Below are 20,392 nucleotides of genomic sequence, written 5' to 3'. Positions count from 1 at the left end.
GGAGATCCTCATGGGAAGCGGACGCTGGTCCACCGACGTCTACACCGCCGCCGCGGGCTACCGCGCCGCCACAGGCACGAGTGCCTTCGCGTACAGCGACAGTGGCGCCCGTAAGCCCCACCCGGCGCTCGACCCGTACGGCGTGACCGTGCGCGAGAGCCGGGACAGCACCGAACACCCCCGCAGCACGCCGATCGCCGTCCTGTTCGACGTGACCGGCTCGATGGGCACCGTGCCGCGGGTGCTGCAGACCAAGCTCCCTCAGCTGCTCGGCCTGCTGACCCGCAAGGGCTACGCCACCGACCCGCACATCATGTTCGGCGCGGTCGGCGACGCCACCTGCGACCGCGTGCCGCTGCAGATCGGTCAGTTCGAGTCGGACAACCGCATGGACGAGGACCTGGCCCGGATCGTGCTCGAGGGAGGCGGCGGCGGGCAGCGCACGGAGTCGTACGAGCTCGCCATGTACTTCATGGCCCGGCACACCGCGCTCGACAGCGTGACCCGTCGCGGCCGCCGCGGCTACCTGTTCCTGATCGGCGACGAGATGCCGTACGCGCGGGTGAAGCCCAAGGAGGTCAAGCGTTTCCTCGGCGAGAACCTGCGCGAGCCGATCCCGGTCGAGGCGATCATCGCCGAGCTGCAACGCACCTTCGACGTGTACTTCATCGTGCCGACGGCCGCGGGCTGGGGCGGCGACCGGGAGATCCTCGCGCACTGGAAGGGGCTGCTCGGGCAACAGGTCATCGAGCTGGACGACCTCGACGCGGTCTGCGAGACGATCGCGCTGACGGTCGGCCTCGGCGAGGACGCGATCGACCTCGACGGCGGGCTGGCCGACCTGGCCGACGTCGGTTCCACCGCGGGCGGCTCGGTGGGCCGCGCGCTCGCCCCGATCGGTGCCGGCCGGGCCCCCGTCGTCCGAGCGCCCCTCGCCCTGGGCCCTGGCGGCAGCGGCAACGAGCGTCTGTGAGCGGTGCGCACGTCGCCGTGGTCGACCTGGGCTATGGCGACGCCGGCAAGGGCACGGTCGTGGACGCGTTGTGCGCCGCCGGACCGGTGCGAGCGGTGCTGCGCTTCAACGGGGGAGCGCAGGCCGCCCACAACGTCGTCGTCCCCGGCGGCCGGCACCACACCTTCGCCCAGTTCGGGTCGGGCACCCTCGCCGGGGTGCCCACCCACCTCACGCGGTTCGTCGTGGTCGACCCGCTCGCTCTGGCAGCCGAGGCCACCTCACTGGGCAACCCCTTCCACCTGCTCACCGTCGACGGGGACGCCCTGCTCGCCACTCCGTGGCATCGCGGCGCCAACCGGGTCCGCGAACGCCGGCGCGGCGGTGACCGGCACGGTTCGTGCGGCATGGGCATCGGGCAGACCATGGAGTACGCCCTCAGCCACCCCGATGCCCCCCGGGTGGCCGACACCCGCTCGCCACGCACCCTGCGGCGGCGCCTCGCGGCGGTCCGCGACCGGCTCACCGCCGCGCTCGGCCCGCTGGACGCGCCACCGCTGGACGACGTGATGACGGCGTTCACGGCGTTCGGTGCCGCTGTGTCCATCGTGGACGACTCATTCACCGGGCGGTTGCTGAGAGAGGGCCGCTGCGTGTTCGAGGGCGCCCAAGGGGTGCTGCTCGACGAGTGGCGGGGCTGGCACCCGTACACCACGTGGTCGACCACCACCTTCGACAACGTGGCGGCGCTGTGCGACTCGTTCGAGCGGCTGGGGGTGGTGCGGACGTACACGACCCGGCACGGGCCCGGCCCGTTCGTCACCGAGGCGCCCCTGGACCTGCCGGAGCGGCACAACGGCGCGGGGGAGTGGCAGGGCGCGTTCCGCGTCGGCCACTTCGACGCGGTCGCCCACCGGTACGCGGCCGAGGTGGCGGGCGGGGTCGACGCCCTCGCCGTCACCCACCTCGACGCCCCGGCCCGCTGTACCGCCCTGCGGATCTGTACGGCCTACGAGGCCGGGGGCGAGATCGTGGACCGGATCCAGCCGGGATCGCTGCGGGACCTGGACCACCAGTCCCGGCTGACCGCCCTGCTGGCCGGCGCGCGTCCCGCGGCCCTGCACCGCCCGGCCGCCTGGGCCCAGGAGATCGGTCACCTGCTGGGCGCGCCGGTGCAGATCGAGTCCTGGGGCCCGAACCGCACCGACAAGCGCTTCGCCGTGCGCGCGTTCAGCGGTACGGCCCGAGCAGGTCGGTGATCTCCGCGACGATCGCCTGCCGGCGGGCCTCGGTCGTGTCTGAGCGGGCGGGGGCTTCCGCCCCCGCCCGCCCGTTACCCCGCGTCGCTCAGTTGAACGGGTCGAGGGTGATGTACGCCGTCTGCGGGCTGCCGTCGTGCACCAGCGACTCGTTGGCGCCGACGTCGTCGAAGGCGAACGCGTACGCCTTGCCGTCCTGCATCTGCGCGTGGATCTTCCGCGCGTAGTGGTTGGTCACGACGTCCTGGTAGAACGCCGACGGCACGTTGTACGGCTGGTTGGCGCTGGTCAGCAGCGTCGACCGGTTGAAGCCCGCGCACAGGGTCCGCGAGATCGGGCCGCGGACCAGGTCGTTGGGCGCGTCGAGCAGCTTGTAGCAGCCGAAGATGCTGTCCGAGTCGGGCTTCTGGAAGCTGGTCACGACCTGGCCGGAGCCGTTCGTGAAGTTCATGACGTTGCCCGAGACCCGCCCGTAGTACTTGGTGTTGGGCTGGTCCGCGAACGGCGTCACGGTCAGCGTCTGGGTGCTGTAGCGCTGCCAGACGCGGTTGACGTAGTCGCTCATCACGTTCGCCGGCAGGGCGCCCGCCTCGATGCCGTGGCCGGGTGCCAGGGCGCGCAGGATCGTGCCGTCGCTGCGGGTCTTGATGAGGTTGGCCCAGCCGCCGGGCTGGCCGCGCAGGGCGTTGAAGAAGGCGTTGTAGCCGCCGGGCTTGAGGTGGCCGGTGCTCTTCGTGGTGCCGTTCGGCAGCTTCACGCCGACGGCGTACGGCGCCGAGAACATGTCGACCTGGGTGCTGTTGATCCACAGGCCGTCGTTGTTGAGCGTGTACTCGGTCCAGTTGAACAGGATGTTGGCGTTGGGGTCGCTCGGGTTCTGCACGGCGGGCTGGACGAGGCCGCCGGTGGTGACCTTGAAGACGAGCTTCTGGCCGTACGAGAAGTAGACCCGGCCGGAGAACTTCGGCATCTGGATGGTGATGCTCTGGCCGTTGGCGGGGCCGGCGATGGAGGCGTCCGGCGCGGGGCTCGGCGGGTTGCCGCCGGCCGGCCACGGGTGGAACCCGCCGCCGGCGTCGGCCCAGCCCTGCTGGCCGGTCGCCAGCAGGGTGCCGAGGTTGTAGATGTAGACCTTGTCGCCGCGGCCCGAGTTGTTGGTGATCGTCAGGGGGATGGTGGCGGTGGTCACCGACGCTTGGGCGGCGGGGGTCGTGACCGCCGCGAGCAGCGCGGACACGGCGAGGGATGAGGCGGCGAGGACGGCCGCGAGGACGGGTTTTCTCCGCATGACAACTCCGGTGGAAGAGAGGCGTGAGAGCGCTCTCAGCAGCTGGGGGACGGCGTGAGAGCGCTCTCAGCGTTAACCGGAGAGTCACGATTGTCAATTGCTAATAATATTAAGTTAGTTCAGAGATACATGCCCGTGGCCGGCGGAGTGCGCGGCACGGTGACCGGTTCAGCGCCCGTACGCAGGGCGTACAGCTCCGCCAGCGTGGCGCCGTCCGGCCCGACTCCGGTCGAGGTGCCCAGCCAGGCGGCGGCTTCCGCGTACGGCAATCGGCCGACCTCGATGCTCGCCAGGCACCGACCGGGCCGGACCACCGCGGGGTGCAGCGAGGCGAGATCCTCGTTGGTGGTGATCGCGATGAGCGCGTTGCGGCCCTGGCCCAGCAGCCCGTCGGTGAGGTTCAGCAGGCGCGACAGGGACTGCCCGGCGCTCGCCTTGGCGTCGCCGCTGATCAGCTCGTCGCAGTCCTCGAGCATGAGCAGCCGCCAGCGCGGCTCGTCGTCGTCGCCGCTGCCGAGGGCCACGCTCATCAGGTACGCCGGGTCGCCGAACAGCCGCTCGGGGTCCAGCACGCAGTCCACCTGGCACCACGAGCGCCACTGCTGGGCGAGCGCGCGCAGGGCGGTCGTCTTGCCGGTGCCCGGTTCGCCGTGCAGCAGCAGGAGGCGTCCGTTGACCGCGGACTCGTCGATGGCCATCAGGCGTTCCAGCGTGCGCGCGACCGGATCGGCGTAGTTGCCGCGGATCTTGTCCCAGGGCGCGGCGTCGATCTCGCGCTGCACCCGGCGGGGCCCGTGCGGGCCGAAGTGCCAGAAGCCGATGGGCACGCTGTCGGCCGCGGGCTCCGGTTCCTCGACCGCGTTGGCCGTGGCCGTGGCGAGCACCGACTCGGCGAGCTCGGCGGTCACCGCGGTGACGGTGACCCGGGCGCGCCGGCTCTGCTTCCAGCGCGTCACGTGCAGGGTCCAGCCCTCGCCGACGCTGAGCCGGCCGTGGCTGTCCTCCTCGAGCGCGTCGCGGACGACGCGCGCGTCGTCGGTGCTGAGAGGGGCGTCGGCGCGGACGTTCTCCAGATAGCTGGTGCGCCCGAACGGCTCGCGGCCGGTGACGAAGGCGTCGAGGGCGAGCAGGTCAACGACATCCACCAGCCGGTCGCCGTCGTCGACGGAACCGGCCAGCGGCAGCGGATGGGCGGGCGTGACGGCCGCCGTTTCCACGGGACGGCTGCCGAGCCGATCGACGGACTGGTGGGGGGTACGCATTACCCCATGATCGTCGCGAAGTGGCGGAGGAGCACCCGGTTTTCGCGCAAGATGGTCCGAACGGGACCTTCGACGCTGCACTCGGGCCGGTTTCCCAAGATCCTTCTCTGTCGATAAGGTGAGGGTAACCTAACTAGGAGGCTCGACATGGCTATCCACCCGCACCTCTCGCGCCGAGGTCTGCTGCTCGGCGCAGCGGGCGTCGCGGCGGCCGGCCTGCTCGCGGCATGCGGTGACGGCGACTCCGGTGACAGCCCCGGTGCGGGCGGCGGCTCGGCGCCGGCCGGCGGCTCGTTCCCGGCCAAGGTCACCCACCAGTTCGGCACCACGACCGTCGAACAGGCGCCGAAGACCGTCGTCTCGCTCGGCTGGGCCGACGCGGACGTTCTGCTCGCGCTCGGCGTCGTCCCCGTCGGCATCCTGGACTGGTTCCAGGCGTGGCCGGTCGGCGTGGGCCCGTGGGCCCAGGACAAGCTCGGCGGCGCGAAGCCGACCGTGCTCAAGGGCCCGGAAATCAACTACGAGCAGGTCGCCACGCTGCGGCCCGAGCTCGTCACCTTCACCAAGAGCGACAACGACAAGGCCAAATGGGAGCAGCTCGAAAAGCTCGCGCCCACGCTCAGCGGTCCCGCCGGCACCCAGCCGTACGGCACGACGCTCAAGGACCAGACGCTGCTGATCGCGGAGGCGCTGGGCAGGAAGGCCGAAGGCGAGGCGCTGGTCGCCGCCAACGACAAGGCACTCGCCGACGCCAAGGCGGCCAACCCGGGCTTCGCGGGCAAGAACGTCGTCGTCGCGGCGGCCTTCAACGGCCAGTACGGCGCCTACACCCGCGGCGACGGCCGGGTGCAGTTCATGGAGTCGCTCGGCTTCAAGAACTCCCAGAAGATCGAGGACCTCAAGCCCGCGAACTTCTACGCCGAGATCTCGAAAGAGCGCGTCGGCCTGCTCGACGCGGACCTCACGGTGATCTTCGCCCTCGGCGCGGGCGCGGAGCTGAAGAAGGACGCCGTGCTGAACAGCATCCCGTCGGCCAAGGCGGGCCGGCTGCTGGTCATCGACGACGCCGACCTCGTCAACGCGTTCTCCACCAACTCGGTGCTCAGCACGCCGTACACCATCGAGAAGTTCGTCCCGATGGTCAAGGACGCCCTGGCGTGACCGCGCTCGCCGAGCGGGACCACGAGGCTGCCGAACGCGCCGGGTACACCCCCCTGCAGGCGCGGGTGCGCGCCCGGGGCGGGCTCACCACGCGCGGTCTCGGCCTGGTCGCTGCGGTCGCGGTGCTCGCCGCGGTCGCGGCGCTGAGCATCGCCGTCGGCACCAAGTCGATCCCGCTCGGCACGGTCTGGGACGCCCTCGACGGCCACCCGAGCTCACCCGCGCGGGCCGAGGATGTCCGGATCATTGTGGACCTGCGCCTGCCCCGGACCCTGCTCGGCCTCGCCGTCGGGATCGCGTCCGGGCTCGGCGGGGCGCTGCTGCAGGCGCTCACCCGCAACCCGCTCGCCGACCCCGGCATCCTCGGCATCCACTCCGGCGCATCGGCGGCCGTGGTCATCGCCATCCGGGTGCTCGGCATCGGCTCCCTGACCGGCTACATCTGGTTCGCCTTCGCCGGGGCGGCGGGCGCGTTCACCCTCGTCTACCTCCTCGGCACGCGGGGCCGCTCGGGCGCGTCACCGGAACGCCTCGCCCTCGCCGGGGCGGCCATCGGTGCCGCGCTGCTCGCCGTGGTCAACGCGGTCGCGCTCGCCGACGGCGCCACCTTCGACCGCTACCGTCTGTGGATGGTCGGCGCGCTCACCGGCCGCGACCTCTCCGTCCTGTACGGCGTGCTGCCCTTCATCGTCCTCGGCACCCTGCTGGCCCTCGGGCTCGGCCCGTCGCTGAACGTGATCGCGCTCGGCGACGACACCGCCCGGGCGCTCGGTGCGAACCTGGCGCGTACCCGCGTTCTCGCCGCGGTCGCCATCACGCTGCTCTGCGGTGCGGCCACCGCTGCGGTCGGGTCCATCGCCTTCATCGGCCTCGCCGTGCCGCACGTCGCCCGTGTCCTCGTCGGACCCGACCAGCGATGGCTCCTGCCGTACTCGCTGATCCTGGCCCCGATTCTGCTTCTGCTCGCGGACATCGCGGGCCGGCTCGTGGTGCGGCCGGGTGAGCTGCAGGCGGGGCTGGTCACGGCGTTCCTCGGAGCGCCCGTCTTCCTCGCCGTCATCCTGCGCCGCCGGATCGTGCCGCTGTGAGCCGGCGGATCACCGTCCGCGCGCCCGGCATCGCCCTCCGGCTCGACCTGCGCACCCTCTGGGTGACCGCGCTGCTGGCCCTGGCGGCCGTGGCGGTCGTCGCCTGGACCGTCACCGCGGTCGGTGTGCGCATCCCGTTCACCGACATGGCGGAGATCCTCGGCGGTGGCGGCCGGCGTGCCGACCGGTTCATCCTCCTCGACCTGCGCCTGCCCCGGGTCACCCTGGCCCTGCTGACCGGCGCGGCCTTCGCCCTGTCCGGCGCGGTGTTCCAGAGCCTGTCGCGCAACCCGCTGGGCAGCCCCGACATAGTCGGCTTCACCACCGGCGCGGCCTCCGGCGCCGTCTTCGCGATCCTCGTCCTCGGCGCGGGCCCGGCAGGTGCGGCGGCGGGGGCGATCGGAGGCGGCCTGCTCACCGCCGGCATCGTGTACGCCCTGACAGCCCTCGGCGGCGGCGCGATCCGGCGCCTGGTGCTCGTCGGCATCGGCGTCAGCTCCATGCTCGTCGCCGTCAACAGCTACCTGATCAGCCGCGCCCGCCTCGAGGAGGCGCAGGCCGCCGCCACCTGGCTGGTCGGCACGCTCAACGGCCGCACCTGGCAGTACGTGCGCCTGCTCGGCCTCGCCCTGCTCGTCCTCACGCCGCTGCTGCTGCTCCTGAGCCGGCGGCTGACGATGCTCGAGCTGGGCGAGGACTCCGCCCGGTCGCTGGGCGTACGGGTGGACCGGACCCGCCCGCTGCTGGTGCTGCTGGCCGTGGCGGTGTGCGCGGTGGCGACCGCCGCGACCGGACCGGTGGCCTTCGTGGCCCTGTCGGCACCGCAGATCGCCAGACGCCTGACCGGCTCGGCGGCACCGCAGCTCATCCCGTCGGCGGTCACCGGCGCGTTCCTCATGGTGCTCAGCGACCTCGCCGCCCAACGGCTGCTGTACCCCGCGCAGCTGCCGGTCGGCGTGATCACCGGTGCGGTCGGCGGGGTCTATCTGGCGTGGCTGCTCAGCGTGCAGTGGCGGAGGGGAAGCTGATGACGGCGCGGCTCTCGGGAACGGACCTGACCCTGGCGTACGACCACCGGGTCATCACCGCCGGGCTGGACGTGACCATTCCGGACGGTTCCTTCACGGTGATCGTCGGGCCGAACGCCTGCGGCAAGTCCACGCTGCTGCGCGCGCTGTCCGGGCTGCTCGCCCCGCGGCGGGGCGCGGTGGTCCTGGACGGGCAGGCGATCGGCTCCTACCGGGCCAAGGAGGTCGCCCGGCGGCTCGGGCTGCTCCCGCAGACGGCGACCGCCCCGGAGGGGATCTCGGTCGCCGACCTGGTCGCCCGCGGCCGCTACCCCCACCAGAAGCTGCTGCGCCAGTGGACGCCGGAGGACGAGAACCAGGTCGCCGCCGCCATGGACGCGACCGGCGTCACCGAGCTGGCCGACCGGGCCGTCGACGAGCTGTCGGGCGGCCAGCGCCAGCGCGTCTGGATGGCCATGGCGCTGGCCCAGCAGACCGACCTGCTGCTGCTCGACGAGCCGACGACCTACCTGGACATCGCGTACCAGATCGACCTGCTGGACCTCTGCGCCGACCTGAACGACCAGGGCCGCACGCTGGTGGCCGTGCTGCACGACCTCAACCACGCCTGCCGCTACGCCACCCACCTGATCGCGATGAAGGCCGGGCGGATCGTGGCGTCGGGCGAGCCGGGCCAGGTCATCACCGCCGAGCTGGTCGAGGACGTCTACGGGTTGCCCTGCGAGGTCATCACCGACCCGCAGACGGGCACGCCCCTCGTGGTGCCGGCGGCCCGCAACGCGCGGGCCCGCAGGCTCGTCCGTTAGGAGATGCGCGTCAGCACGAAGACCGGGATGACGCGGTCGGTCTTCGTCTGATAGTCCGCGTACGCCGGCCACACCTCGACCGAGCGGTCCCACCACAGGGCCCGCTCCTCGCCGTGCACCTCGCGCGCCAGGTAGTCGTGCTTCTCGGCGCCGTCCTGCAGCTCGACGTGCGGGTTCTTCACCAGGTTCCAGTACCAGACCGGGTGCGTCGGCGCGCCACCGCGGGAGGCGACGACCGCGTACTCGCCGTCGTGCTCGACGCGCATCAGCGGGGTCTTGCGCAGCTTGCCCGACTTGGCGCCCACCGAGGTGAGCAGGATCACCGGTACGCCCTGGAGCGTGTTGGCCTCCGCGCCGTTGGAGGCCTCGAACTTCTCCGCCTGCTCGCGGGCCCAGTCGGAGGGGCTGGGTGCGTACTCACCGGTCAGTGGCATGGTGGAATCCCTTCACAGTGCTAGTAGTCCGGCGGCGGTCGGCCGGAAGCCGCACGCCCGCAGATAGAACGCCGAGAGCCCCGGCAGAAAATCCACATGCAGCCAGTGGCATCCGGCACGCCGGGCCCCGTCGGCCGCGGTGGCCACCAGCCGGGTGCCGACGCCGGCGCCGCGCAGGTCGGCCGCCACCACCGTGTCGACCAGGAACGCGTGCTCGCCGCCGTCCCACGCGACGTTGACGAAGCCGATCAGGCGGTCGCCGTCGTAGCCGCAGACCCAGCCCAGGCTGTGCCGGCGTACCCGGGCCACCCAGTCCGACCCCCGCGGCCCGGCGCCGAAACCCTCGGCGTGCAGAGCGTCGAGAGTGGCGTTGTCGAAGTCCGCCCGCCACCCGTAGACGATCGTCACCGTCGCAGCCTAGCCAGCTCCGCGGCGAGCTCGGCGTTGCGGCGGGCGAAGGCGACCCAGTCGGGTGGTGCCGGCGCGGCCGGGCGGGCGGTCCGGCGCTGAGTCCATGTCCCCAGCCGGCCCTCGCGCATGGTGAACGACACGAGGACGCCGTCCGCCCAGCCCTGCACCGCGAACTGGTCCGGGGCGCGCGTGGTGACCCGCTGGGGCGCCGTGACCCACGCGAGGGACCGCAGCTCGTCCTGGATCCTGGCGGCGAGCTCGAACGCGAGGGCGGCGGCTGCTCTGTCGCGTACCGCTGTCAGGGAGGCCGTGGTGTCCGCGACAGCGAGCGGCTCCCGGCGCAGGACCGCCGCGACGGCCTCCGCGAGCCCTTCCCGGTCGGTCTCGGTGACCCCGCGCTGGGCCGCCAGGTCCCGCTCGCCGCCGGTCAGGCCGCCTCTGGCGGACGCGAGCGGGTGCACCCGGTGCAGCGCGGTGATCGCCTGCCGGGCCCGTAGCCCGCCCAGATACGGACCGAACACCGTGACGCCCGCCGCCTCTCCGGGCTCGTGCACCATGCGGACCCCGGCGGTCCGGGGCCGCGCGTCGAGCAGCAGGTAGGCCGGAACCTCCTGCCCGCCGGGCGTGCGGTTCCACCGGGGCAGGCGCTCCTCGAGGAGGTTGCGCTCGAGCCAGGCCGCCTCGTGAACCGAGTCACACACCACCGCCTCGATGGCCGTGACCCGCGGGACCATCCGGGCCAGGTGCCGCCGGTCGCCCAGGTCGCCCCAGTACGAGGCCACGCGCGCCCTGAGCTCGGTGGCCCTGCCCACGTAGAGCACCCGGCCGGTGCCGTCCCGGAAGCGGTAGACCCCGGGCGCGGCCGGCAGGGCGGCGACCATGCGGCGGATCAGCGGTCCCATCGCAGCATTATCGACCGGTAAGGTTCCGGCCATGCCCTCGATCGTCGCCGGCGGCGTCACCCTGCACTACGAGGAGTCCGGCCGCGGGGCACCCGTCCTGCTGATCCCGGGAACCGGATCGCGCGGCCGCACCTGGTGGCTGCACCAGGTGCCGGCACTGGTCGCGGCCGGATACCGGGCGATCACCCCGGACCACCGGGACGCGGGCCCCGGCCTCACCCTCGCGGACCTTCTCGCCGACACGGCGGCGCTGATCGAGCGGGTGGCGGGCGGCCCGTGCCGCCTGGTGGGCACGTCGATGGGGGCGCTCATCATTCAGGAGCTTCTTCTCGTACGCCCGGAGCTCGCGGTCCGAGCCGTCCTCATGGCATCCCGGGCGCGACCCGATCCGGTGTCGCTCGCCCTCGCGGCGGCCGAACGGGAGCTGGCGGACTCCGGGATCTCGCTGCCGCCGGCGTACGACGCGGTCATCCGGGCACTGCAGAACCTGTCACCCCGGACCCTCGCCGACCCGGAGGCCGCTCAGGACTGGCTCGACATCCTCGAGATGTCCCCCATGGACCCGAAGGACCCGGGACAGCGGGCGCAGCTGGACATCACTGTGGACACCGACCGGCGCGGCGCGTACGGCGGGATCACCGTGCCGACCCTCGTGCTCTCGTTCGCCGACGACCTGGTGGCCCCACCGGCCCGCGGCCGGGAGCTGGCGGCGGCGATCCCCGGCGCCGCCTACGAGGAGATCCCGGGCGCGGGCCACTACGGCTACCTCGAACGGCCCGAGGCGGTCGACGCCGCGATCCTGAAATTCCTCGCGGCATGATCGAGCGCATCCTCCCGCCGGCGGTGCGGTCGGCGTACGCCCGCGACGACCCGCCGTCGGCGACCCTGCTCCCGGAAGAGCTGCCGCTCGTGGCCCAGGCGGTCCCCAAGCGGCGTGCGGAGTTCACGACGGTACGCCACTGTGCGCGGACAGCCCTGGAGAAGCTCGGCGTCGCTCCCGCCCCGATCCTCCGCGGCGATCGGGGCGCCCCCGTCTGGCCGCCGGGCATCGTCGGCAGCATGACCCACTGCACCGGCTACCGGGCGGCGGCGGTGGCGCAGGCCGGCGAGGTGACGGGCATCGGCATCGACGCCGAGGAACACGGACCGCTGCCCGCGGGCGTCCTCGACCTGGTGTCGCTGCCGTCCGAGCAGGAGCATCTGACCGCCTTGACGCAGGCCGGACCGGAGACCTGGTGGGAGCGGGTGCTCTTCAGCGCCAAGGAGTCGGTGTACAAGGTGTGGTTCCCGCGCACCGGGGAGTGGCTGGGCTTCGAGGAGGCGTCGCTGACGTTCGACCCCTCGGCCGCGACGTTCACGGCGCGCATTCTGCGGGCCGGGCCGTTCGAGCAGCTGGAAGGCCGGTTCCTGGTGGAGGACGGGATCGTGCTGACGGCGATCGTGCTGGACTGAGCGCGTGCTGCCGTTCGTGGAGCCGATCGGTGCCGGGCTGGACCACACCGCTTACCTGGTCAACGGCGAGGTCGTCGTCCGCTTCTCCCGGGACTCGTCCGACGGCCGGGCGGAGGCGCGGCTTCTGGAGCTCGTGGCCGGGGTGTCACCGGTGCCGGTGCCACGGCCGGTGTTCGTGGACGCGGGGTGCCTGGCGTACCGGTGGCTGCCCGGTGTTCCCTTGCTTTCGGTCGCTCCTCCGGCGGGGGTCGCTCGGCGGTTGGGGGAGCTGCTCGCCGCGCTGCAGGCGGTGCCACGCGAGCGGGTCATGGGCGTGGTGGAGGTGGACGACACACCGCCGGCGGAGTGGCTGACCGAGGCGATGGAGGTCTGGCCCACGGTCGCGGGCCACGTGCCGGAAGCGCATCGGCCGGCGGTGGAGGCGTTCCTGGCCGAGGCGGCGCCCGCACCGGCGACTCGGCTGGCCTTCTCGCACCAGGATCTCGGGGCGGAGCATGTGCTGGTCGATCCTGGAAGCGGGACGATCACCGGAGTCGTCGACTGGAGTGACGCGGCGGTGGGGGATCCCGCCCGGGACTTCGGCCTGATCCTGCGGGACCTGGGCCCGGAGGCCCTCACAGAGGCCCTCACGGACGCCCTCCCGGAGTCCTTCCCGTCCGGGTCGGACGAGTTCCGGTTGCGGGCGACGTTCTATGCGCGATGCGGCCTGCTGGCCGATCTCGCCTACGGCGTGGAGACCGGCCGTCGCCAGTACGTCACGAAGAGCGTCGCCGGGCTGTCGTGGCTCTTCCCCGCATCACCCCTGTCCTGAGCGCTGCGCGAACGCCATCAGGTCGCGGCGCTCGATCGCCGCCGCCATCAGGTCCGGGAACGCGTCGGGCGTGCACGCGAAGGCCGGCACCCCCATCGCCGCGAGGGCCGCCGCGTTGTCGTGGTCGTACGCCGGGGCGCCCTCGTCCGACAGCGCCAGCAGCACCACCACCTGTACGCCCGCCGCGGTCATCTCCGCCACCCGGCGCAGCATCTGCTCGCGGACGCCGCCCTCGTAGAGGTCGCTGATGAGCACGAAGATGCTGTCCCGCGGCCGGGTGATCAGCTGCTGTCCGTAGCCGATCGCGCGGTTGATGTCCGTGCCGCCGCCGAGCTGCGTCCCGAACAGCACCTCGACCGGATCGCTCAGCTGGTCGGTCAGGTCGACCACCGCGGTGTCGAAGACGACCAGGGACGTCTTCAGCGACCGCATCGAGGCCAGCACGGCGGCGAACACCCCGGAGAACACCACCGAGGCCGCCATCGAACCGGACTGGTCGACGCAGAGGACCACGTCGCGCTGCACCGCGGACGTGCGGCGGCCGTAGCCCACCAGGCGTTCCGGGATGACCGTACGGTGCTCGGGCTGGTAGTGCCGCAGGTTGGCGCGGATGGTCCGCTCCCAGTCGATGTCCGTGAGCTTCGGGCGGTTGATCCGCGCGGCCCGGTTGAGCGCCCCGCTGACCGCCGCCCGGGTCTTCTGGCTGATCCGCTGCTCCAGCTCCGTCACGACCGTGCGGACGACCTGGCGCGCCGCGTCCTTCGTACGGTCGGGCATCACGCGGTTGAGGGACAGCAGCGTGCCGACCAGATGGACGTCCGGCTCGACCGCGGCCAGCATCTCGGGCTCCAGCAGCAGCCGGGTCAGGTCGAGGCGTTCGATGGCGTCCGCCTGCATGACCTGGACGACGGTGCTGGGGAAATACTCCCGGATGTCGCCGAGCCAGCGCGCCACCCTGGGCGCCGAGCCGCCCAGCCCCGCCGACCGGGCGGTGCGCCGGCCGTCCGCGTCGTCGTCGCCGTCGTAGAGGGCTGCCAGGGCCGCGTCCATGCGGGCGTCGCGCCCCTCGGCCGCACCCAGGGAATCCTCGGCGGGACCGCCGAGGACGAGCCGCCACCGGCGCAGCCGCTCCCGCTTCGCCGGATCCTCCATGTCGCTCATCCGATCTCCCTGCCCAGCAGCGCGCTCAATGTCGGCAGCACCTGTGCCGCCCGATCGTGGTCCAGCACCAGCGGCTCGGCCTGCGACGGCCCGGGACCGCCGGCGACGCGTTCACCGATGGCGCGGCGTTCGCCGGTCGCGAAGGCGCCGAACGTCCGCCGTAGCAGCGGCAGCACGTCGCCGAAGGCCTCCGCCGGGATGTCCGCCAGCCATCCGTCGATCAGCTCCAGCAGGGCGTCGTCGTGCACGAGCAGCAGCCCGCCGCCCGCCAGGAACCCCTCCACCCACGCGGCGCCGTGCGCGGGCGGGGTGCCGACCGTCAACGGCAACCGCAGGCGCCGGCGTGCCTCCTCGGTGTCGAGCCGGCCCGCGTCGAGCAGCAGCCGGGTCAGCCGCCCTGCCAGCAGCCCGTGCAGCCCGGGACGCCGGGACACCGACGCGAGCGTGCCGAGCCAGCGTTCCCGCAGCTCCTCGTCGTCGAGCAGGCCGACCGCCTGGTGCACGCCGTCGACGTACCCGCGCAGCTCCTGCGCCGCCTCGTCGGACAGCGAGCCGACCGCGGCCGGAAGCCCGGCGCAGACCCGGGTCAGCAGACTCGCGGTCACCGTGGCCAGCCCGCTGACATCGGTCTGCCGGACGTCGCCGTAGCGCAACGTGCGCGCCAGCGCGGGAATCGCGGCCATGAGGTGGTTGATGTCGGAGTCGAGCGCGGCCCGGGTGTCCAGCGCGGCGAGCACCGGCGGGAACGCGTCGCCCAGCTCGGCGAGCAGACACACCTCGACCAGCGCGGTCACGTCGCCGAGCGTCGCGGCCTCCCGGGCCCCGTCGGTCACCTTCGTGGTGGCCGCCGCGACGACCGTGGTGCCGTACATGCTGCCCTCGACGAGCTGCACCGCGAAGTCGGGCAGCCACCGCAGGCGCCACTGCTCCCGGAACGTGCCGGTGCCCCGCCGGGCGGTCTCGGGCTCACCCCACGGCACGCCGATCGCCCGCATCCGGTGCAGAAGCCGGCTGCGTGCCCGGTCGATGTCGCGGCGCAGGTCGAGCTCCAGGACGCGTTCGAGAGCCTCCGGCTTGAGACGTACGGCCCGCTGCTGCGCGCTGAGATCCCGGGCCAGCGGTACGGCGGGCATCTCGTCCGGTACGCCCCCGAGCCGCTCACCGACGACCAGCCGCCGCCCGATGAGCTCGGCCCGCAGCGGCTCCCCGTCGCACATGACCGCCTCGGCCGCCTCGGTCACCTCGGCGAGCCCGGCAAGCGGCCGCCCCCGCAGAGCCGCGAGCGCCTCGGCGAGCCGCGTGGCCTCGATGACGTGCGCGGACGACGTCGGCACCCCCTCGGCCCGGAGCACCCCGGCCGCATCGACCAGCCACCGGGGCACCACGTCGCCGCCCGCGGTGAAGAGGTGGTGGTACCACCCGGGCGACCGCACCCCGGCGCCGTACCCGGACCAGGAGGCGAGCCGCCCGTACGTCCACGGCACCCAGGTGAACGCCACCTTCGCCTTCTTCCGCCCCTTGAGCAGCGCGGCATCGTCCTTCGCGGTGACCTTCCGGGCGAGCGCGGGCACGTGCCACGCACCACAGACGACGGCGATGTTCTCGTGCGTGCGCCGCACGTCGCGCAGCACGGTACGCATGTACGCCTCGCGCACCAGGTCCTCGGGATCTTCCGGAGACGTCTCCCGGATGGCGGCCATGGCCTCGGCGATCGCCTCGAAGGCGGGCATGCCGCGATGCTCGACGACGTCCTCCCACCACCGCTCGGGGTCGTCGTACCCGGCGGCCCGGGCCAGCTCCCCGATCGGGTCCACCGGCCGCACCCGCCCGGCAGGCCGCACCCCGTCGGCGTCGGGAGAGCCGCTGGAGAAAGGGGGAGTCGCGGGCGCCGGCTGGTCGCCGGGTGACGCATCGTCTCCAGAGCCATCGTCCGACGTGGGCACGGCGGGGAGCCCACCGGCAGAGGGATCCGGGGCGGACGTGCCGGCGGCGTGGGAAATCCCGGCGGGATGATCGGTGGCGGCCGTGGAAGGGGGCGGAGTGGAGGCTGCTGCGGCCGGGGGTTTGGCGGGTGCGCGGGCGTCGGTCAGGCGGTAGGCGTACGGGAGGTCGAAGAACCGGACCGGCACCTCGTTGCGGACCGCCCATCGGATCGCCTGCCATTCCGGGGAGAAGACGGCGAACGGCCAGAATGCGGATCGGCGGGGGTCGTCGGTCGCGTAGCCGAGCAGTGCCACCGGGGGTTCGAGGCCGGGGTCGGCCGCCCAGCGGACCAGGTCGTCGGCTTCCGGGGGGCCTTCTATCAGCACGATCGTGGGGCGCTGGCGGTCGAGCTCCTGGACCAGCGCCCGTGCCGAGCCCGGGCCGTGGTGGCGGATGCCGTAGAGGCGTTCAGGCATCGCGGGCCGCGCGGTAGAAGTCGCGCCAGTCGGTGCGTTCGCGGACGACCGTCTCCAGGTACTCGCGCCAGACCACGGTGTCGGAGACCGGGTCCTTGACGACTGCGCCGAGGATGCCGGCGGCCACGTCGCCGGGGTGCAGGCGGCCGTCGCCGAAGTGGGCGGCGAGGGCCATGCCGCTGGTGATGACGGAGATGGCTTCTGCGGTGGAGAGGGTGCCGGTCGGCGACTTGAGCTTGGTGCGGCCGTCTTCGGTCATGCCGTTGCGGAGCTCGCGGAAGACCGTGACCACGCGCCGGATCTCCTCGAGGGCGGCGGGGACCTCGGGCAGGTCGAGGGAGCGGCCCAGCTGGGCGACGCGGCGGGCGACGATCTCCACCTCGTCGTCGGCGGAGGCGGGGACCGGCAGCACCACCGTGTTGAAGCGGCGGCGCAGGGCGCTCGACAGCTCGTTGACGCCGCGGTCGCGGTCGTTGGCCGTGGCGATGAGGTTGAAGCCGCGCTGGGCCTGGACCTCGGTGTTGAGCTCGGGGACCGGGAGGGTCTTCTCGGACAGGATGGTGATCAGCGCGTCCTGCACGTCGGAGGGGACCCGGGTCAGCTCCTCGACGCGGGCGATGGTGCCCGTCTGCATGGCGCGCATGACCGGGCTCGGGGTCAGCGCGGCCTCGCTGGGGCCCTCGGCGAGCAGGCGGGCGTAGTTCCAGCCGTACCGGATCGCCTCCTCGGCCGTGCCGGCCGTGCCCTGGATGAGCTGGGTGGAGTCGCCGCTGATGGCGGCGGCGAGGTGCTCCGACACCCAGGTCTTTGCCGTTCCGGGGACGCCCAGCAGGAGCAGGGCGCGGTCGGTGACCAGGGTCGACACCGCCACCTCCATGAGCCGGCGCGGGCCCACGTACTTCGGGGTGATCTTCGCACCGTCGCCGAGCAGGTACGTCACGACCGCGTGCGGGGACAGCCGCCAGCCGGGCGGCCGGGGGCGGTCGTCGGACGCGGCGAGCTGGGCCAGCTCGTCGGCGTACTGGTCCTCGGCGTGCGGGCGGAGAGCGGTCACTGGAACTCCTGGAGCATCTCGTGGCGGAAGGTGAGGGTGCGGGCCAGTTCGGCGATCGGGCGGATCCGGGACGGGTCGGCCGAGTCCTGGTCGAGCTGGGCGGCCAGGCCGGCGACGACCGTCGCGTACGCGGGCGGCATGGCGGTCGCGGCGGCGCGGCACAGCTCGGCGAGCTGCCAGCTGTGCCGGTCCGTCCGGGCCCGGTGCGCGATGGTCTCCACCACCGCGACGGCGAGCTCGTCCGGCCAGGCACCGGGATGCACCGCGAGCAGCCGGTGGGCCAGGTGGTCCTCGCGGCGCAGGAAGTCGGCCGCTATCCGGGCCAGGTCGGCCGGTGGCAGCAGCAGGTGCAGATCCCAGCGGACCGCCTCGCGCAGCCCGGCCGCACTCTCCCGGGCGTCGTTGCGCACGAGGGCGGAGGCCCACGCCGACTCCTCCTGCGTGATCGCGGCCTTGGCCCAGCCGTGCAGCAGCGCCGTCTCCCAGTCGTTGCCCCGGGCCAGGTCGACGACCGCCGCCGGACCGCGGCCGAACGCCTCGGTCCAGGTGGCGAGCGGGGTGCCGGCGATGACCTCCTCGAGCAGCCAGGCCTGGACGCCCGTGCCTCGCGACGGCTGGGCGGCCACCCCGTCGCGGCGCAGGTCGGCGGTCAGCTCGGCGGGCGGGGTGACGGCGACCCGGTCGCGTCCCAGGGCGCGGCGCTCGAGCCTGACGGCGGCGAGCGCACGCTCGGCCATCCGGCGGCCGAGGCGCGACCCGGGCAGGCGCCGCAGCAGCTCGAGGGCGGCCTCGCGGACCTCCTTGCGCCGGTCGTCGAGCACGGTGTCGAGGAACGCGTCGTCGGCGAGGGACAGTCCGGTGGCCAGGGCGCCGATGAACCTGGCGCGATCCTCGGGTGCCTCGTTGTCCCACGTGCTGCGCAGCAGGGCGAGCGCGGCGTCGGGGGCGGTGCCGCGGAGCCGCGTGAGGTGGGCCAGGCGCTCTCCGCCCGTACCCGTGTCCCAGATCGCGGGGTCGCCGGCGACGGCCGCTCCCGGCGCCTCGTCGCGCAACCACCGCCAGTCCGGGCGCAGGGCGGCGAGCCATCGTCCGCGCTCGCCGGCCACCCGGCCGATGGCCGGGCGCACGACACCGTTGCGGCGGCCCGCGTCGAGCAGGGCGGGTAGCGACTCCGGCGGGACGTGACCACCCCACGCGGCGGCTGCGGCGAGCCACTGCGCGAGCAGTTCCTGAACCTGTTGCGTGCCACCGGGCGCGCCGCCGTCGGTGAGCAGGCGTAGCAGCCGGTCGCCGGCCGCGGACGGCAGCGGACGGTCGACCTCCGCAGGAGCGGCCGGGACCGGTGGATGCGTGGTGGACGGTGTGCTGCCCGCCCGGCGGTAGATCAGGGCGGCGGCCGCGGCATCCAGGAGCGAGGCACCCGCGCCCAGGTGGAGGGCACGGTCACCGACCTCCACGGTGGACGACGCATACGGGCGGCGGCCGGTGCCTACCAGTGCCGAGGCGAGCAGCGCCGGGGGCAGCTCGGGGGAGCGGGGAGCGCCGCCGTCCGGGACCGGGGGAGCGGCGGGCACGAACCGGCCGTCCACCCAGGCGGACAGCGGTCGCAGCCCGGCCGGGGTCCACTCGGCCGCGACGGTCGCCGGTAGTCCGCCGGCGGCGGCCAGCAGCCACCAGGGCTCGCGGTGTCCCGCCGCCAGCGGCAGTGAGTCGCCGGCCGTGTCGGTGAGGAAGCCGTCGGCGCTCGGCGCGACGCCGTCGAGCAGCACGGGGGCATCGAAGCGCCACGGCTCGGCGGCGAGGACGGCGGTCCAGCCCCGCAGCGCATCGCGAAGGCTCGTTGCGCCGACGGGCGAGGCCAGCGGACGGGCCGTGCTCTGCCGATCCTTGATGAGGGCGCGCAGCGGTGCCGCCCCGGGATAGAAGCACAGGTCGGCGTCGAAGGACGTGCCGGGAAGGAGGTCGGCCGCCAGGGTCTGACCGGGTGCGGCGAACGAGAGATGCAGGGCGAAGCGTCCACTCTCGACGCCGCGCAGCCAGGTGCGCCGCGTGGTGATGGTGCCGTCGTCGCTGTCGGTCCGGCCGAGCACCTGCCAATGGTCCTGCACCGGTCGCGAGGCGAGCACCTCCTCGGTGGAGACGGGAAAGCCGATGCGGGAACGGACGGTGGCGGCCAGGGCCGGGGTCAGCGCGTCGAGCCGTTCGTGCGCCGAGACGAGGAGGCGCAGCATGGCGAGGTCGCCGAGGAGCCGGTCGGCCCACTGCGGCCCGATGCCCGCGACGCCACCGAGGCGGCGGACGGCGGAGGCGGCGGCGGGTGCCTGCGCGTCGACGAGGCGGGCGGCCATCGTGTCGAAGGGTGCCGCCCCGGCCCGCTCGGCACCGGCGAGGCCGTGCTGGATCTGGTCGTCGAGCCAGCGCGACAGCTCGGTCATGCCCGCGGCGACCCTTTCCTCGCGCTGCCGCGCCCGCTTGCGGGCCGCCTCCGGGTCCACCGGCCCGGCGGGCCTGGGCTCGGCGGCCCGGGCCGCCCGCGCGGCCCGGCTCGCCTGCCATTCGGCGACGAACGGGGGCGGCTCGGTGGCCGGGCCGGGCGCGGTCCCCTCGGCCCACATGAGGAGCAGGCCCAGCGCGTGCTTGCACGGGAACTTGCGGCTCGGGCAGGAGCACTTGTACGCCGGGCCGGACAGATCGGCGCACACCTGGTAGGGACTCCGGCCGCTGCCCCGGCACAGCCCCCACAGCACGTCGTCGAGCAGGCCGGTCGCCTGCCACTTGCCGGGCGTCGCGACGCTGCGGGCGCCCTTGAGCGAGCCGGCGTCGGGCGCGACGGCGGTGACCTGGGCGGTGGACCAGCGTTCAACGGGCACCGGAGCACTGTAGAAGCCGGGTACGACGTTTCCGCCGGGCGCGGTCGGTGATCT

The 20,392-nt window shown here is 73.5% G+C and carries 18 protein-coding genes; 9 read left to right on the top strand and 9 right to left on the bottom strand.

Going from position 1 to position 20,392, the window contains the following annotated elements; genetic code table 11:
* Positions 1-10: 10 nt before the first annotated feature.
* Both AB0J80_RS04405 and AB0J80_RS04400 read left to right on the top strand, forming a co-directional pair.
* Positions 11-973: a hypothetical protein gene (locus AB0J80_RS04405; protein ID WP_364700289.1), complete on the top strand. Its 963-nt coding sequence runs from the start codon at positions 11-13 to the stop codon at positions 971-973.
* Positions 970-2,211: an adenylosuccinate synthetase gene (locus tag AB0J80_RS04400; protein WP_364700287.1), complete on the top strand. Its 1,242-nt coding sequence runs from the start codon at positions 970-972 to the stop codon at positions 2,209-2,211. Before AB0J80_RS04405 ends, AB0J80_RS04400 begins: the two co-directional genes overlap by 4 nt.
* A gap of 88 nt (positions 2,212-2,299) precedes the next feature.
* Here the strand turns inward: AB0J80_RS04400 and AB0J80_RS04395 are convergent, their stop codons facing one another.
* Positions 2,300-3,499, bottom strand: coding sequence for a glycoside hydrolase family 64 protein (locus tag AB0J80_RS04395; RefSeq protein ID WP_364700285.1), 1,200 nt, complete (start codon positions 3,497-3,499; stop codon positions 2,300-2,302).
* Between the two features lie 119 nt (positions 3,500-3,618).
* Positions 3,619-4,761: a DUF5925 domain-containing protein gene (locus tag AB0J80_RS04390; RefSeq protein ID WP_364700283.1), complete on the bottom strand. Its 1,143-nt coding sequence runs from the start codon at positions 4,759-4,761 to the stop codon at positions 3,619-3,621.
* 147 nt (positions 4,762-4,908) lie between these two features.
* Between AB0J80_RS04390 and AB0J80_RS04385 the strand changes: the two genes are divergently transcribed.
* From AB0J80_RS04385 to AB0J80_RS04370, 4 genes are read left to right on the top strand one after another with little or no spacing between them, the layout of a single operon-like run.
* Positions 4,909-5,922 (top strand): ABC transporter substrate-binding protein, encoded by a 1,014-nt coding sequence (locus tag AB0J80_RS04385; RefSeq protein ID WP_364700281.1) that lies wholly within the window; start codon positions 4,909-4,911, stop codon positions 5,920-5,922.
* A complete protein-coding gene (locus AB0J80_RS04380; RefSeq protein ID WP_364700279.1) occupies positions 5,919-7,010 on the top strand; it encodes an iron chelate uptake ABC transporter family permease subunit in 1,092 nt (363 codons plus the stop codon). The genes AB0J80_RS04385 and AB0J80_RS04380 overlap by 4 nt, the downstream gene beginning before the upstream one ends.
* Positions 7,007-8,038 (top strand): iron chelate uptake ABC transporter family permease subunit, encoded by a 1,032-nt coding sequence (locus AB0J80_RS04375; RefSeq protein ID WP_364700277.1) that lies wholly within the window; start codon positions 7,007-7,009, stop codon positions 8,036-8,038. The genes AB0J80_RS04380 and AB0J80_RS04375 overlap by 4 nt, the downstream gene beginning before the upstream one ends.
* Entirely contained in the window at positions 8,038-8,844 is an 807-nt protein-coding gene (locus AB0J80_RS04370; protein WP_364700275.1) for an ABC transporter ATP-binding protein, read from the top strand. Before AB0J80_RS04375 ends, AB0J80_RS04370 begins: the two co-directional genes overlap by 1 nt.
* Here the strand turns inward: AB0J80_RS04370 and AB0J80_RS04365 are convergent.
* The 3 genes from AB0J80_RS04365 to AB0J80_RS04355 are packed head-to-tail and all read right to left on the bottom strand — an operon-like array spanning position 8,841 to position 10,591.
* Entirely contained in the window at positions 8,841-9,278 is a 438-nt protein-coding gene (locus tag AB0J80_RS04365; RefSeq protein WP_364700273.1) for a nitroreductase family deazaflavin-dependent oxidoreductase, read from the bottom strand. The genes AB0J80_RS04370 and AB0J80_RS04365 overlap by 4 nt on opposite strands.
* Before the next feature lie 12 nt (positions 9,279-9,290).
* Positions 9,291-9,686: a GNAT family N-acetyltransferase gene (locus AB0J80_RS04360; RefSeq protein WP_364700271.1), complete on the bottom strand. Its 396-nt coding sequence runs from the start codon at positions 9,684-9,686 to the stop codon at positions 9,291-9,293.
* Positions 9,683-10,591 (bottom strand): hypothetical protein, encoded by a 909-nt coding sequence (locus tag AB0J80_RS04355; RefSeq protein WP_364700269.1) that lies wholly within the window; start codon positions 10,589-10,591, stop codon positions 9,683-9,685. Before AB0J80_RS04355 ends, AB0J80_RS04360 begins: the two co-directional genes overlap by 4 nt.
* Positions 10,592-10,622: 31 nt before the next feature.
* On the opposite strand from AB0J80_RS04355, the gene AB0J80_RS04350 reads away from it, so the two are divergent.
* The 3 genes from AB0J80_RS04350 to AB0J80_RS04340 are packed head-to-tail and all read left to right on the top strand — an operon-like array spanning position 10,623 to position 12,854.
* Positions 10,623-11,411 carry an alpha/beta hydrolase gene (locus AB0J80_RS04350; protein ID WP_364700268.1) on the top strand — a complete coding sequence of 263 codons (789 nt, stop codon included), beginning with the start codon at positions 10,623-10,625 and terminating at the stop codon, positions 11,409-11,411.
* Positions 11,408-12,043, top strand: a complete 636-nt coding sequence (locus tag AB0J80_RS04345) for a 4'-phosphopantetheinyl transferase superfamily protein (RefSeq protein WP_364700266.1) — start codon at positions 11,408-11,410, stop codon at positions 12,041-12,043. The genes AB0J80_RS04350 and AB0J80_RS04345 overlap by 4 nt, the downstream gene beginning before the upstream one ends.
* Before the next feature lie 4 nt (positions 12,044-12,047).
* Positions 12,048-12,854: a phosphotransferase gene (locus tag AB0J80_RS04340; protein ID WP_364700264.1), complete on the top strand. Its 807-nt coding sequence runs from the start codon at positions 12,048-12,050 to the stop codon at positions 12,852-12,854.
* Here the strand turns inward: AB0J80_RS04340 and AB0J80_RS04335 are convergent.
* Genes AB0J80_RS04335 through AB0J80_RS04320 form a run of 4 tightly spaced genes read right to left on the bottom strand, consistent with a single transcriptional unit; the run spans position 12,840 to position 20,338 of the window.
* Positions 12,840-14,015, bottom strand: coding sequence for a VWA domain-containing protein (locus AB0J80_RS04335; RefSeq protein ID WP_364700263.1), 1,176 nt, complete (start codon positions 14,013-14,015; stop codon positions 12,840-12,842). The genes AB0J80_RS04340 and AB0J80_RS04335 overlap by 15 nt on opposite strands.
* Positions 14,012-16,414, bottom strand: coding sequence for a DUF5682 family protein (locus AB0J80_RS04330; RefSeq protein ID WP_364700261.1), 2,403 nt, complete (start codon positions 16,412-16,414; stop codon positions 14,012-14,014). The genes AB0J80_RS04335 and AB0J80_RS04330 overlap by 4 nt, the downstream gene beginning before the upstream one ends.
* Entirely contained in the window at positions 16,407-17,468 is a 1,062-nt protein-coding gene (locus AB0J80_RS04325) for an AAA family ATPase (RefSeq protein WP_364700259.1), read from the bottom strand. The genes AB0J80_RS04330 and AB0J80_RS04325 overlap by 8 nt, the downstream gene beginning before the upstream one ends.
* Positions 17,465-20,338, bottom strand: coding sequence for an SWIM zinc finger family protein (locus AB0J80_RS04320; protein ID WP_364700258.1), 2,874 nt, complete (start codon positions 20,336-20,338; stop codon positions 17,465-17,467). The genes AB0J80_RS04325 and AB0J80_RS04320 overlap by 4 nt, the downstream gene beginning before the upstream one ends.
* Between the last annotated feature and the right edge of the window lie 54 nt (positions 20,339-20,392).

It is taken from the genome of Actinoplanes sp. NPDC049548, assembly GCF_040676695.1.
GTDB lineage: Bacteria > Actinomycetota > Actinomycetes > Mycobacteriales > Micromonosporaceae > Actinoplanes.
This window is presented reverse-complemented; position numbering and strand designations above follow the sequence as displayed.